Source organism: Caballeronia sp. SBC1, assembly GCF_011493005.1.
GTDB lineage: Bacteria > Pseudomonadota > Gammaproteobacteria > Burkholderiales > Burkholderiaceae > Caballeronia.
This window is the reverse complement of record NZ_CP049158.1, coordinates 655287-669771: the sequence shown is the minus strand read 5'-3', so window position 1 is coordinate 669771 and position 14485 is coordinate 655287. Positions and strand designations below refer to the sequence as shown.

The 14485-nt window shown below is 57.8% G+C and carries 14 protein-coding genes; 5 read left to right on the top strand and 9 right to left on the bottom strand.

The features are described from left to right. The first annotated feature begins 40 nt into the window (after positions 1-40). Together SBC1_RS29920 and hutC are read left to right on the top strand one after the other, a co-directional pair. Positions 41-928 (top strand): amino acid ABC transporter ATP-binding protein, encoded by an 888-nt coding sequence (locus tag SBC1_RS29920; protein ID WP_165103450.1) that lies wholly within the window; start codon positions 41-43, stop codon positions 926-928. Between the two features lie 40 nt (positions 929-968). Next, the gene (hutC, locus tag SBC1_RS29915; protein WP_165103449.1) at positions 969-1730 is read left to right on the top strand and encodes a histidine utilization repressor; all 762 of its coding nucleotides are present in this window, start codon (positions 969-971) and stop codon (positions 1728-1730) included. A 36-nt stretch (positions 1731-1766) separates the two neighbouring features. Here hutC and hutH read toward each other — a convergent pair whose 3' ends face one another. The 9 genes from hutH to SBC1_RS29870 all read right to left on the bottom strand — a co-directional run bounded on the left by hutH (position 1767) and on the right by SBC1_RS29870 (position 11007). Beyond that, positions 1767-3296, bottom strand: a complete 1530-nt coding sequence (hutH, locus tag SBC1_RS29910) for a histidine ammonia-lyase (RefSeq protein ID WP_165103448.1) — start codon at positions 3294-3296, stop codon at positions 1767-1769. Between the two features lie 401 nt (positions 3297-3697). After that, complete coding sequence (locus SBC1_RS29905; protein WP_165103447.1) at positions 3698-4336, bottom strand: LysE family translocator; 639 nt, start codon at positions 4334-4336, stop codon at positions 3698-3700. A gap of 313 nt (positions 4337-4649) precedes the next feature. Continuing rightward, complete coding sequence (locus tag SBC1_RS29900; RefSeq protein WP_165103445.1) at positions 4650-4877, bottom strand: hypothetical protein; 228 nt, start codon at positions 4875-4877, stop codon at positions 4650-4652. A gap of 258 nt (positions 4878-5135) precedes the next feature. Beyond that, positions 5136-5801, bottom strand: a complete 666-nt coding sequence (locus tag SBC1_RS29895) for a hypothetical protein (RefSeq protein WP_165103444.1) — start codon at positions 5799-5801, stop codon at positions 5136-5138. Then, positions 5798-7024, bottom strand: a complete 1227-nt coding sequence (locus tag SBC1_RS29890) for a hypothetical protein (RefSeq protein ID WP_165103441.1) — start codon at positions 7022-7024, stop codon at positions 5798-5800. Before SBC1_RS29890 ends, SBC1_RS29895 begins: the two co-directional genes overlap by 4 nt. Before the next feature lie 20 nt (positions 7025-7044). Next, positions 7045-7491 (bottom strand): hypothetical protein, encoded by a 447-nt coding sequence (locus SBC1_RS29885; RefSeq protein WP_165103439.1) that lies wholly within the window; start codon positions 7489-7491, stop codon positions 7045-7047. Positions 7492-7886: 395 nt separating this feature from the next. Continuing rightward, complete coding sequence (locus SBC1_RS29880) at positions 7887-8738, bottom strand: bifunctional 2-polyprenyl-6-hydroxyphenol methylase/3-demethylubiquinol 3-O-methyltransferase UbiG (protein ID WP_165103437.1); 852 nt, start codon at positions 8736-8738, stop codon at positions 7887-7889. Between the two features lie 54 nt (positions 8739-8792). Beyond that, the gene (locus SBC1_RS29875) at positions 8793-9521 is read right to left on the bottom strand and encodes a class II aldolase and adducin N-terminal domain-containing protein (protein WP_165103435.1); all 729 of its coding nucleotides are present in this window, start codon (positions 9519-9521) and stop codon (positions 8793-8795) included. Between the two features lie 22 nt (positions 9522-9543). Continuing rightward, the gene (locus SBC1_RS29870) at positions 9544-11007 is read right to left on the bottom strand and encodes an aldehyde dehydrogenase family protein (protein ID WP_165103433.1); all 1464 of its coding nucleotides are present in this window, start codon (positions 11005-11007) and stop codon (positions 9544-9546) included. A gap of 284 nt (positions 11008-11291) precedes the next feature. On the opposite strand from SBC1_RS29870, the gene SBC1_RS29865 reads away from it, so the two are divergent. The 3 genes from SBC1_RS29865 to SBC1_RS29855 are packed head-to-tail and all read left to right on the top strand — an operon-like array spanning position 11292 to position 14369. Continuing rightward, positions 11292-12458 (top strand): aromatic ring-hydroxylating dioxygenase subunit alpha, encoded by a 1167-nt coding sequence (locus tag SBC1_RS29865; RefSeq protein ID WP_165103431.1) that lies wholly within the window; start codon positions 11292-11294, stop codon positions 12456-12458. 49 nt (positions 12459-12507) lie between these two features. Beyond that, positions 12508-14220 (top strand): choline dehydrogenase, encoded by a 1713-nt coding sequence (locus SBC1_RS29860; RefSeq protein ID WP_165103429.1) that lies wholly within the window; start codon positions 12508-12510, stop codon positions 14218-14220. Further along, a complete protein-coding gene (locus tag SBC1_RS29855; protein ID WP_165103427.1) occupies positions 14208-14369 on the top strand; it encodes a hypothetical protein in 162 nt (53 codons plus the stop codon). The genes SBC1_RS29860 and SBC1_RS29855 overlap by 13 nt, the downstream gene beginning before the upstream one ends. Positions 14370-14485: the final 116 nt, after the last annotated feature.

The window sequence follows — 14485 nt, the reverse complement described above, 5'->3', positions numbered from 1 at the left end:
GTTCCAATCAACCTGAGCGCTGGATAATGAGGAAAGCGTCATGAAGAAACCGAATGCTGGCAACACGCTTTCACCCACCGAATATCTTGTCGATGCCCGGCATGTCGGCAAGCATTTCGGCGCGCTGAAAGTGCTCGATGACGTCTCGCTAGCCGTGCGAAAGTCGGAGGTGACCTGCATCATCGGACCGTCGGGTTCGGGGAAAAGCACCTTGCTGCGCTCGCTTGCGTTCCTCGAGGAATACAGCGAAGGCGAGATCTATATCGAAGGCGAATTGATCGGGTATGTCACCGATCGCAACGGCCGGCGCGTACGGGCGCCGCAAGCCGAGATCAACCGCGTGCGGCGCAACGTGGGCATGGTGTTCCAGCAGTTCAACCTGTGGCCGCACATGACGGCCGTTGAAAACGTGGCCGAGGCGCTGGTGCGCGTGCGCAAGCTTCCCAAGGCCGAGGCTCGCAAGCGGGCGCTCGCCATGCTCGACAAGGTCGGCCTCGCCGACCGCGCGGAGAATCATCCGGCGCGGCTCTCTGGGGGCCAACAGCAACGCGTGGCCATTGCGCGCGCTCTAGCCATGGAGCCGCACATCATGCTGTTCGACGAACCCACTTCCGCACTCGATCCCGAGCTGGTTGGTGAAGTGCTACAAGTGATGAAGAACCTCGCGAACGACGGCATGACGATGGTGATCGTCACGCATGAAATGGGCTTCGCCGCGCAGGTCGCGGATACAGTCGTCTTCATCGATCATGGCAAAATTGAGGCGCGAGGATCGCCCGAGGACGTGTTTCACGACGCTCAGCAGCCAAGACTTAAACAGTTTCTGCAGAACTATCTCGACCGGAATGCGTTCTGGGCGCGACGTGAGGAACCCAAAGCCAGCGCGGTCCCGGTGGCGACCGAACCAGCGGGATATCACGGAACATGAGCGAAAACTGAGCCATACCTAAGCTATACCTGAGCGAGACATGAATACAACCAGCCTTTCGAACACGGCATCCACCACCGCGCCGCTCGCACGCTACGAGCGTGTGAAGGAACATATCCGCACACGCATTCTCTCCGGCGAATGGCGGCCAGGCGACCGGATTCCATCGGAGATGACTCTCGTCGGCGAGCTTGGCGTGTCGCGCATGACGATCAACCGCGCGCTGCGCGAACTCACGGAGCAAGGCGTGCTGACGCGCTTCTCGGGCGTGGGGACATTTATCGCGGAAGAAAAACCGCAGTCAACGCTGCTGATGATCGCGCATATAGGCGATGAAATTCGCGCGCGCGGGCACGAGTACGGTTATGCAATCGTGCACGCCGCACGCGAGGCGGCGGCCAGTGATGTATCAGCAGCACTTGGACTCGCGCCGGGCGCGTCGGTATTCCATGTGGTGTGCGTGCACCGCGAGAACGGCGTGCCGGTTCAACTTGAAGATCGTTATGTGAATCCCGATGTCGCGCCGCATTTTCTAGAGCAGGATTTCGCGACGGTGCGGCCCTCGGAGTATCTGTTCAATACGGTGCCGGCGCACGAGGTCGAGCACGTGGTTGACGCGGTGCTGCCCTCACGTGCGGATGCAAAACTGCTTGAGATCGGCCCGGATCAGCCGTGCCTCACGCTCGTACGGCGGACCTGGGCGAACAACGTGGCGGTGACGTTCGCGCGCTTCGTGCATCCGGGCACGCGGTATCGGCTGGGATGCAGGTTCAGCGCAGACAACATGCAGCGGCAAAGTTGATCGCCGCTGCTGTCGCACGCGTTTAAGCGTTTAAGGTTAAGCCACCCCCTCCGATGCGAAATGCAGCGGACAAAATGCAGCAATCGCTCCGCTCGTTACCTGCTTCGCCACTGCCACTATGTCCGGTGCGAAGTAATGATCGAGCGCGTAATGTTCAACATCCGCGCGAATCGATTGCATGACCGGCTGCAGGCGCGGACTGGTTTGATGCGGCGCGCGCAGGTCCACGCCTTGCGCCGCCGCCAGCAATTCGATAGCGAGAATATGCGCTACGTTCTCCGCAATATGCCCAAGCTTACGGGCGGCGAACGTCGCCATGGAGACGTGATCTTCCTGATTCGCCGATGTCGGCAATGAGTCAACCGATGCCGGATGCGCATAGGTCTTGTTCTCCGATGCCAGCGCCGCTGCAGTCACATGAGCGATCATGAAGCCCGAATTTACACCGCCATCGCGAACGAGAAACGGTGGCAAACCGGAGAGCGTTGCGTCGATCAGCAACGCGATCCGGCGCTCCGCCAACGCACCAATCTCCGCAGCGGCAATAGCGAGGTTATCGGCGGCGAACGCAACGGGTTCTGCGTGGAAATTGCCGCCTGATAGCACTTCGCCCGTGTCCGGGAAGATCAGCGGATTATCCGATACAGCATTCGCTTCGATCAGCAAGACCTCGGCTGCATGGCGCATCTGGTCCAGGCACGCGCCCATGACTTGCGGCTGGCAACGCAGGCTGTACGGGTCCTGAACCTTGTCGCAACCTGCGTGCGAAATGTTGATGCCGGAGCCTTCCAGCAAGGTGCGATACGCGGCAGCCGCATCGCTCTGTCCGGCGTGACCGCGCAGCGCGTGGATGCGGGCATCGAAGGGCTTCACGGACCCTTCAGCGGCATCCACCGAGAGCGCGCCCGACACCAGCCCCGTGCGGAACAGGTCTTCGATCGCGAACATGTTGTACAACGCGAGCGCCGTGGAAGCCTGCGTGCCGTTAAGCAGCGCGAGTCCTTCTTTAGCCTGCAGAGTGAGTGGCTCCAGACCGGCTGCTTTCAGTCCATGAAGTGCAGGAGCCTGCTTGCCTTCGATAAACACCTCCCCAATACCCAGCAACACGCCCGACATATGCGCGAGCGGCGCGAGGTCGCCCGATGCACCAACAGAACCCTTCACCGGAATGACCGGCAGGATATCCGCGTTGAACAACGTGATCATGGCGTCCATCACAACGCGCCTGATTCCCGAGTGGCCACGCCCAAGGCTAGATAGTTTTAGGGCCATTAGCAGGCGAACGACAGGCGGCGACATGGGCTCACCGACTCCCACCGCATGGGACAACACGAGATTGCGTTGCAGGAGTTCAAGCTGGTCGGCGGGAATGTGCGTGTTCGCCAGCCGCCCAAAACCCGTGTTAATGCCGTATGCCGGCAGACCTTTCGCAGCGATGTCTTCCACCGCTTTAGCGCAGGCGTCGATGGCTGCATGGCTTGCCGGATCCAGTGTCAGCTGGACGCGTTCCCGCGCAATGCGGCGCAGTTGGGGCAGTGTAAGTTTGCCGGGGGTGAGCTTGATCATCGGTCGTCCTTTTGTCTTTGGCTTTCGTCTTGTCTATACAAGAGAATAGCCTTGAGTCTAGGACAACAAAATCGGTATATACAAGAGGTTTTTTTGGGTCCGGATGAGAGAAGACATTTCGAGCGGCGGGCAGTGGCACGCCCAGAGGGAGACGAGAGGTATTGCGATAATCCAGCCGACAAGTCGGCTATATTTTGGTTAACCCTGAATTTTGAGGGCTATCGGTAGAAGCGGGTGCTTGGAAAAATGAGTCGCCGGCTCCTGTCTATACCGCATCAAGGTCTTGGCCCTTGCTCAACGCGATCACCGCTCGCCGCCTACAGCCGCGGACCGGCCAGTGGATGATCAGCCACTGGCCTCACTCGATTAAGACAGGGCCGCCAGCGGCTGTTGCATCGCCGTCAGATACCGGCTTTATGTGCGGTGAGGATCAACCGAAGGCCCAGCGCTGTAATGGCGCCTGCTGCAACACGATCGATCCATTTCTTGGCGCGCAGGTAAAGCTCGCGCGGACGGCGACTGGAGAAACACAAGGCAACGACGGTGTACCACCCTGCTTCGATCGTGAAGATCATGGGCGGCAGGATGAGGTAACACCAGAGCGGCGGATGTTGCGGCAACAAGGCGGCGAAGATACTGCCGTACCAGATGGCCGTCTTCGGGTTGCTGAGTTGCGTCGTGAGACCGATCCAGAACGATTTGCGCAGGTTATGGTTTTGCGCGTCGTGCCCGTCGTCCACGACCAGCGGACTGGACGCTCCACGCCAGATCTTCGAGGCGATGTAGATCAGGTAAAGCCCACCAGCCACTTTCAAGGCGACATAGAGCCATTCAACAGCAGACAGCACCGTATAAAGCCCCGCAAGCGCGACGCCGCTAAAGAAAACGCCGCCCACCCCCATGCCAAGTGCGGTCACCAATCCATCCGCACGAGACAAGCCGATCGCGTTGCGCGCGACCAGCACAAAGCTGGGACCCGGGCTCATCGCCCCCATTAATAACGCGGCCAGAATGGCGGCAACGGCGGCGAAGGCGGTCATTGGCATTCTCCTTGAGTCGACAATGGAATATAGACAGGAAAATACCACGAACTCCCGGCTGTCCGCCTGTGCTTTCTAATGTTCGGCCTCGCGCATTCTTAAGTAACCCTAAGCAGTTCGTCCTGGTTTTTTCCCGTGTGGACAAAGGAGCCCGCGCCGTCGCGTCAATAAGCGGTGAGGCACGGAAATACTATAGAACCACGGTTCTGTCAGTGAGACACTATGCGAAACTGAAGCCCAAAACGTCAAAAATGGATAACCCGCAACCATTCGTCTGGCTTTTTTTGCCTGAATCGGTTTGCTTATTGATGACTCAAAATGCCGTCTCGACCGTCACTTTCAGTGAGCCCCTTAATAGCATACTGTTCGAACGGGTATCGTTCACAGCAAGATACAGCGCTCCGACCTTCGGCATCTCGGGTGCCTGAATGACGCAGTAGCGTCCGACCGAAAACAAGAAGGTTCGATCCTGGTCTCCCGCACCATCGGCCGTGCTGCCACCAATGCGTCCAATAAGAGCGCCGACCGCGAGATCGGCCATGGGCAGAACGCCGACCCTGGTTAATTCGGGATCGCCATCCGCGGTACAACCCTCTGGGGGGCCTCCATCCGGAGCCCATAACTGCTCCTTTTGGTCCTTTGGCAATACCTGGATCCGATATAAACGGCCTATTGTCAGATAATCGACCGCCGGCACCCAGATGATTCCGGGCCGACTCGGCACGATCAGCTCGCAAACGGCTCTCCAACGTTGGGTCTGCATATCGACCTCACTTGTCGATCTCACTTGTCGATCTCACTAAAAGCGCGACGACAGTACTCTCAGATTTTCATGCTTCAAGACGGCGAGATCCTGTGCGTTGCACGCGGCATCGATTGCGGCATAGCATTTCGCCGATGTGCCGGAGGTGCAAAGTACTGCTTCCACCGGATGTACGGACGTACAAGCCCCTGACGAATCGCAAACCACAATATCCGAACCCGCGTTCAGGATGTCCTGGAGTTCACTTTGCTTCTCCAGCGAAATAAGCAGCGTCTCTTTGCTTGACAACTCCGGTCGTGAAGCAAGCATGGCCGGATCGATTTCTCCATGCGCAGGTATTGTCCGGGTTGTATATAAGTCCTTCATCTGCCTGTCGAAATCAGGAATTCGCCAGAACTGTCCGGGCAAGCTTGTATGAGGACGTTCCACATCCGGCGCGCGAATGCGAGTGTTCGGAGGTAATTCTCTTGTCGACCGATAAAATAACGCTCCCCGATTGGTGTCCGACGCCTCGCCGGATACCCCGCCGGATACCCCATCAGGCACACCAAACGCGGCCACCAAAACGACTACAACCAGGTAGGCAACAATAAGCGATGGTACAAATTCGCGTCGCAAGAATTGCGGCGAAGAGGCGACATGATCCTGCCATAACCAATCAAAGAAGGCGCGTATGGTACCGAGCCGCCGGCCGGTCGTCATGTTTTCGAATGCTCAAAACGGAAGTTATGCCGCTCGCCACCTTCTGTATCGGCCAGCCGATCCAATTGCCCCCAGACCAGTCGCTCTTCCTCTACGTCCGACGGCATGGGCATGTGAAGCGCTTTCAACAGATCAAAACGATAAATATCAAGTGAGGTTGAAAGCACGTCATTGAAAGCCCGATACTGCTCAGCGGCGGCGATATACCAGCCGTATGAAATCACGGGTCCAGCAAGCGCCACCAGCAAGAACCAACCGGCCGATGGAAATAAAATACCCAATATAAACAGCCAGATAAGAGTCCAGACGAGGGTAAGCCAAGAACATATGATCAGGAAATCAAGCTGCATCTTCGCATCCTGCAAGACGCTGTAACCTTTCGGGCTCTGCTGAATACACCATTGCAGGTTGGACACGACTGAATCGAGATTGCACCGGTAACGCCTTTCTGCATAAGCTTGAATACTATTTGCGATATTCCCCATTCGGGTCGGCGCCAAAAAGGTGCCGAAATTCGAATTGCGGACATTCTGCAAGCGGACGTACTCCAGCTCGGCCTGTTCTAACCCGAACGCCATTAGATCGTGAATCTGCATATGGCAAAGAGACAGAGATCGCTTGGCGGGCGGCAATGCGGACACATTATTCTCTTGCAGAAAGTACTCAAGCCTGCTGACAGCCTGAAACAGAGTCTGCGTGTCCAGCAGACGATTCTGCGAGCGCATTCGCTGGAGCTCGTCGATCATTTGCTCCAGCTTAGGATCGCCTTGATAGCAAGTCGACTTTTTTTCTCCCTCTTTTCTTGCCTTGATCAACCTGTCTTTCACCGTTTCGAAACGGCTTTCGATCTCTTCGTGAACGACTACCGCCTCAGCGATCCTGCCTTCGATGACGGAAAGGCGGCGTTCCTGCGCGGGGCTAAACAAATGCGCGATCCACTCGGGCCAGTTACCCTCCATGATCCGTCTGAGCGAGTTAGTAATACTCGAAACAAGATATGAAAGCACGATCAATGCAATGGCCAGAACGCCCGTGAGAAAGGCCACATCTCCAACGCCTTTAACCTGAATCACATGTTGATCACCCCATTGGTGCCACGGTTCGAATAGAACATAAAGCGCGGCACCATTCATGAAGGTAAAAGCAAGCACGGGCAAAAAACTGGCAATCAGAAAATTTTTTGAAAAGACCGAAACGATATTATTCAGAAGGGAACCAAACACCGTCGACTCCTAATTCATCGTTACACAATAAGATAACCGCAATAACATAGGTCGGGGTTTTTCGGGTCCCGATCGCGTGGTGGATAAAAATGAGGCTCACGCGGGTTCTGACAGCGGGAAAATTCGACGTTATGAAAATAGCGATCAAATTGACCATTGGCGACAATCCTTGTCGCTGCAATGGCGTCGGCGCCGAGCATCGCTACTCCGCTTGCATTGGATCGACCGACCAACATCCGGACACCGTCGGGGCCCGTGACCTGAACGCTTACCGCCTCGAACCTGTCGATGTCACCCACTCGCGGGAATTCTGCCTTCAGGCTGTCGGCAATATCTCTCGCATGGAGGAGCCGCGCGTTTTCGCCTTCGAGCATTAGCACTCCCGAGACGTCCGCGTCGAAAATCCGGTTAAGCGCATCGTGCGGCGAGGTCTCTGCTGACACGACGGGAAGTTTCGGCTCGTGCATGATGTGGCCTCCACAAGGCAGTTACCCGCGACGCTTCTTTGAACACCGGCAGGATTCAAAGGACCTAATCTATTAAAGTCGCTGTGTGCCTGTTACGCAAGCCTGTTGATCCTTGAGCAAAATCAAGCAGGAAGCAGTGCGGTTCCGCAGCACCTTGTCCGCGCGTCGGGGCTCCTCGGTTGTGACTTCAGGATAGGGAAATACGATAGGTATCCTTCATTATTTGCGCGTCTTCTCTTCTTCTGTGCGGCAGCGCACGGAGCGCGCGAGAACACAGGCGTCGTGAAACAGACGCAATGAACCACAGTGCTCCCCTGACGAGCCGGTGGCGATCACCCGCGCTCCGCGCCATGTGGCCGTTCGCGTAGTGCGCCGGCTTACCGTGATGTTTGCATCTAACCCGGTTTTCGCGCCGCAATGCCGTACATCAGCGGCATCCGCACGATCTCTTGCGGAGGCACCATGCGCCGACCACCGCTGTCGCGCATGCCGTCAAAGCCCTTCCACCCGTTTGCGTACGGGTACTCTCGAAGTTGCTCGATGACCAGACCGTTTTTGGCCAATGCCGAGACAATGTCCCCGATTCCCCAAAAGAACTCGACGCTCGGATGCGGATTCACGAAGGTCTCAAAGCCGGCCTCGTATCCATCGGGCACGAGTCCTTCGCCTGACAGCGCGACGTAATCGTTGACGCCGTCACTCGTGAGCGGCGATTTATCGAAATAGTCGTAGCGCATTTTCCATTGCTCGTCGAACATCATCGCGAAGGGATGGAATTCGACGAGGACAAAACGTCCACCGGGCTTCAGCGAGTGCGCGACGCCTTGCGCCCACGCGTCGATATCGGAGAGCCAGCAAAGGGTTCCATAGGAAGCAAACACGCAGTCAAACCGGCCCGGTGTGCTCGCCTGTTCGGCGAAATAGGTCAGCAAGTCGGCTCGGTGGAATGTCGCCGAAATGTTTGATTGCGCTGACAAGTCTCGCGCGAAGCGAATAGCTTCTTCCGAGATATCGACACCGGTAACGGTGGCTCCAAGACGTGCAAGGCTCAAGGTGTCCTGCCCTGAATTGCATTGCAGATGAAGCAGGTCCAGTCCGTCTATATTGCCAAGCAGCTCGACTTCGTCAGGGAACAGCGTTGAACCGCCATTGCGGAAGAATGCAGGCTGATCGCCCTTGTGACTGTTATGCGCTGCCGTGGCGGCATCCCAGGAAAGACGATTTTTCTCGTGAAACTCGTTTGTCATGATTTTTCCAAAGCCGTTCCCCACCGCGCCCACGACGCGCTAGCGCTACCGCGGTTATTGTGCGTAACCAGGTTCCTCGTCGTCAAGTATGGCCCTCAACTCGCTCAGGTGCTGGTCCGCGAAACCTTCGTAGTCCTCGACCCATTGCCGCATGGTCTTGTGCGCCACGCGATCCGATGCAATTCGCAGCGCCTGCCCGGTCATCAATGCAGTAATGTAGGTCTCACATGAGCGCTCGAAGTAATAGAGATCATCAAACGCCTGAGCCACGGTCGGACCGGCAACCAGCACGCCATGCTGTCCCATCAGCAGCACCGGCTTGCCGCCAAGCGCACGGCTTACGCGTTCGGCCTCATCGCCCAGACCCATGCCGTCGAACCCCGTGTCTATCGCCACACGCTCAAAGAAGCGCATGCAGTTCTGGTCAAGCGGCGGCAGCACCGGGTCTTGCAAGCAGGACAGCACGGTCGCGTATTTCGAGTGAACGTGCAGGATGCAACGCGCTTCGCGGTGACGCCTGTGGATCGCCGAATGCAATGCCCATGCGGTGATATCGGGTGCATCAGGGCGATCGATGGTTCGCGTGTCGTGCGCATCCACCAGCAGCAGGTCGCTCGCCTTGATGCGGGAAAAGTGCCTGCCACGCGGGTTGATCAGGAATTGTGCGCCGTCTTCCGAGACCGCGAAGCTGAAGTGATTGGCAATGGATTCGTGCATACCTAGACGTGCCGCCCAGCGAAAGACACACGCCAGATCCACGCGTTGCTGACGATGTTCCAGCATGAAGCATCTCCTTTCCAGATTGTCAAAACCAACCGATGGCCTTAGGTTCGAAGTTGATATAGGCATGCTTCAGTTCGGTGTATTCATCGAGTCCCGCACGCGAGAGCTCACGGCCAATTCCGCTCGCTTTATAACCGCCCCATGGTGCATGAGGCAGCGTGATATTGAAGTCATTGACCCAGACAGTAGCGGTACGCAAGCGGCGCAACACGCGATTCGCCCGAGCGAAGTCCTGCGTCCACAACGCACTCGCAAGACCGAATTCGGTGTTGTTGGCGAGCGCAACCGCCTCGTCTTCACCGTCGAAACATTCCACTGTTATCACCGGGCCGAAGATCTCTTCGCGGGCGATGCGCATGGAGGCTTGCACGTCAACAAGAAGGGTGGGCTCTACCCAGAAACCTTTATCGAACGGCACGCCGGACGGCGACTCGCCGCCGCACAACACGCGCGCGCCATCCTCGACCGCACCCTCGACCAACGCCAACACCCGGTCGCGTTGCTGAGCGGATATAACCGGGCCCATCTGTGTGCTCTTCAACGACCCATGTCCTAGCCGAATCGCGTTGACGCGTGCGCTCAGTGCTTCAATGAACACGTCATATATCGGCCGCTCCAGCAGCAGGCGCGAACCCGCCGAGCACATTTGCCCGGCGTTGAAAAACGCCGCGTTCAGCGCTTGATCCACGGCCGCCTCGAAGTTCGCATCGGCGAAGACGATGTTCGGATTCTTGCCGCCTAGTTCCAGCGAGATCCGTTTGAAGTTTGACGTGGCCGCCTTCATCACGCTCGCGCCTGCTGAGTTGCTGCCCGTAAGCGAAACCAGGTCGACGCGGGTACTGGAAGCCAATACTTCGCCCACCTCCGCCCCTCCTGTCACCAGGTTGAAAACACCTTTGGGGAAACCACAGGCATGAATCAATTCGGCTATGCAGTGCGTGGAAAGCGGCGTGAGGCTCGATGGTTTGATCACAACGGTATTACCCGCCGCAAGCGCCGGTGAAAGCTTCCATGCGGCCTGCAGGATCGGATAGTTCCATGGCGTAATAAGTCCGCATACGCCCACCGGTTCGCGCAAAGTCATGCTGATGACATTCGGCGCTGCGTCGTTTAGCGCGCCTGAGTCCGTGCCGATTGATCGCGCGAAATAGTCGAATGCGGCAATCGCGTCGCTCACATCGGACTGGCCCTCCGTGATGGTTTTGCCTGTGTTCAGCGCTTCTATCTTCGCGATCTCTTCAGCGTGATCCCTCAGCGCGCTGATCAATGAACGCAGGTGCGCCGCCCGTTCTCTGCTGGTTAGAGTAGGCCACGGACCGTGATCGAACGCGTGGCGTGCCGCGCTTATTGCCTGCTGCGCATCCTCCGCCGATGCATGCGCGACACTTGCTATCGCTTCACCCGTCGCCGGGTCGATGACGTCGCGGCAACGGCCGCCGCTAGCCTCGGTCCACTCGCCGTTTATATAAAGCAACTTGGGGTTCATGAAGTCTCCTTGAAGGGGCGGCGGTGTGGTCAACCGCTGCCAGGAATGCCGGTATTCCTAGCGGACTATAAGGCGGCCATTTTCCGGCTACATGATCTAAAGCGACTTAGCGGCGACGCATTTGATCAGTTTTCTTTAGCTCGATCGTTAAACAAATAAACGATTAAACACGTCATTTGAATGTCGCTTTAAATCAAGTCAATGTGAATTCGCCGCCCTACAGTTTCATCTAACGGCAACACGCAACTCGCCTCATCCCCCATAAACCGACAGGAAACCTGCACATGCAAACCATTCGTGTAGTGAAGAAAGCAGACATGGTCGCGCCGGAAAGCTGGCTGGAGCAAAACCCGGAAGAAGCGCTCACACTCCCCTCACGCTATTTCTTCGACGACACAATCTTTCGCTCGGAGCGCGACAGGATCTTCATGTCGGCATGGCACGTGATCGGTCATAAAAGCGAACTGAGCAAGCCCGGCCAGTTCGTGATGACCGATATCTTCGATCAAAGCGTCATTGCCACATGCGGCACCGACGGCGTTGTCCACGCGTTTCACAACGTGTGCCAGCATCGGGGCAATCGTCTGGTCGAAGAGCGTCGCGGCACGCAAAAAGGCGTGTTCCGTTGCGCGTACCACTCATGGTGCTACGGACTCGACGGCAATCTTCGCCACGCGCCCCGCAGCGACCGGGTGAAGGGTTTCGATGCAGGCAGTTACAACATCCCGACCGTGCGCGTCGAGGAACTGGGTGGCTTCTACTACTTCAACCTCGACCCGAACGCGCCGTCGATGAGCGAGCTGTTTCCCGGCGCCGACGCTGAAATGAAGCGCGTATTCCCGAAGCTCGACGACTACCGTCTGCTCGAAGAGAAGGACGTGATTGTTCCGGCAAACTGGAAGGTCATCATGGACAATTCCATCGAGGGTTATCACTTTTCGCTCTCGGGTCCGTGCCATGTCGACCTCGCCGACCTGATCGATTTCGACGGCTACAAGCTGACCCAACGCGACAAGTGGTGGACGTACGCCGCGCCGGCAAACAAGCAGGCAGCCAGCGCGTACGGCGTACCGCTGAGCGAAGATAAAAACCCGGACGAATGTTTCTTCAACATCGGTATCTGGCCGCACAACACGTTCTACACGTTCCCGTTTTCCGAGTTCCTCGCGACCTTCCTGATCATCCCGCTGGAAGCGGAAAAAACGCTGCTGCGCTTCGGCTACTACACGCCTCACGCGACCGTCCCCGAAGTCACAAAAGCCTGCATGGACTGGATGAATACAGACCTCGGCCCTGAGGACATCGCGTTGAACATATCGGTGCAAAAGGGCCTGCACTCGGTCGGTTATAACCAGGGCCGTTATGTGATCGACGCAGACCGCAGCAATGAAAGCGAGCACCTTGTGCATCACTTTCACACGCTGGTTCATAGCGGCATCCACGGTCAATGAACGCGTTGTCTTCGCCTTATCGAGGAATCAAATGAGCGCAAAGCCATCGATGTCCAAGCAAAGCGTCCTGCGAGGCTACGACTATGTCATTGTCGGCGCGGGCTCGGCCGGCTGTGTTTTGGCTAACCGCCTGAGCGCTGATCCGAAAGTGCGCGTGTTGCTGCTCGAGGCCGGCCCCGTGAACCGCAACTGGTCGATCGACATGCCGTCGGCAATGGGTATTGTGGTTGGCGGAGACCGTTATAACTGGCAGTATCAGTCGGAGCCGGAACCGTTCCTCAACCAGCGTCGTATAGGGACGCCTCGCGGCCGCGTGCTTGGCGGCTCATCGTCGATCAATGGCATGGTGTACATACGCGGTCACGCCCGCGACTACGACGCCTGGGAGGAACAAGGCTGCACGGGCTGGAGTTACCGCGAAGTGCTGCCATACTTCATCCGCTCGGAAAAGCATGAGCTCGGCGCGGATGCGTATCACGGTGACAGCGGCCACCTGCACGTCACAGCCGGCAATACGGACACCGTGCTCACGCGCGCGTTCATCAACGCGGGCATTGAAGCAGGCTACGGCCATACTGACGACGTCAACGGGTATCGCCAGGAAGGCTTCGGACGCGTCGATAGAACCACATGGAAAGGCGAGCGCTGGAGCACCGCGCGGGGTTATCTCGCCGAAGCATTGACACGGGGCAACGTGACCGTTGTAACGGGCGCGCTCGCGTTGCGTGTGCTGATGAGCGGCAACCGCGCGACCGGCATCGAGTATGCGTGCAATGGCGAGGTCGTCACGGTACATGCGGACGTGGAAGTCCTGCTATGCGGCGGCGCGATCAACACGCCGCAGTTATTGCAGCTCTCGGGTATCGGCCCGGCCGATGAACTCAGGCGTGCGGGTGTGCGCCCGATCCACGATCTGCCGGGTGTCGGAGAGCGCTTGTCGGATCACCCGGACACGGTGGTGCAGTACCTGTGCAAGAAGCCGGTATCGATCTTTCCGTGGACCGTCGCTCCCCGCAAATGGTGGGTCGGCGCGCAGTGGTTCATGAACCGCACGGGCTTTGCCGCCAGCAATCACTTCGAAGCGGGCGCGTTCATCCGCTCGCGCGCCGGGGTCGAACATCCCGACTTGCAACTCACCTTCATGCCGCTTGCCGTTCAACCGGGCAGCGTGTCAAGCGTGCCGGCCCATGCGTTCCAGGTTCATATCGATTTGATGCGGCCAACGAGTCTCGGCTCAGTAACCCTGGCGTCGAACGATCCGGGCCTTGCGCCAAGGATTCTTTTCAACTACCTGCAGACCGATCGCGATCGCGCGGACATGCGTGCCGGCGCGAGGCTTGTACGGGAGATCATTGCGCAAAGCGCGATGCGTGAACTCGCAGGCGATGAACTCACGCCGGGGCCGACCGCCTACGACGATGCATCGCTCGACGCCTGGGCGCGGCAAGTCACGGAGACCGGTTATCACGCGGCGGGCACCTGCAAGATGGGTCCGGCAAGCGACGCAGAAGCGGTCGTAGGACCGGATCTGCGCGTGCATGGTCTAGACCGCTTGCGCGTCATCGACGCGTCCATCATGCCAACTATTGTTAGCGGCAACACAAACGCACCGACTGTGATGATCGGCGAGAAAGGCAGCGATCTCGTGATGGGGCGCATGCCGCTGCGGCCTTCCGGCGCTGCGGTCTGGATGCCTGCTGACTGGCGCGCGCAACAGCGTGAGAGTGACAACGCGTTGGAGAAGTATGCATGCCAAAGCTGAACGATCCACCGGGCGGGATCGATGCAATCGTCAATGATGACGCCATGCTCACCTCCAACCTCAAAGGTTTCTGTCTTACCCTGCCCAATGATTCAGCGCGGCCTCTGGCAAAACCGGGCGCGAAGGCATCTTCGAAAACTGCTCGGTGACGCTACTGGCAGGAGATGCCGATCATCGCGATATGGTTCAAACTGATGCCGACAAAAATCAAAGTACGGTAACTTACGTCTGCGTATCCAGAGCATGATCTGCACGGCTCGTGCTC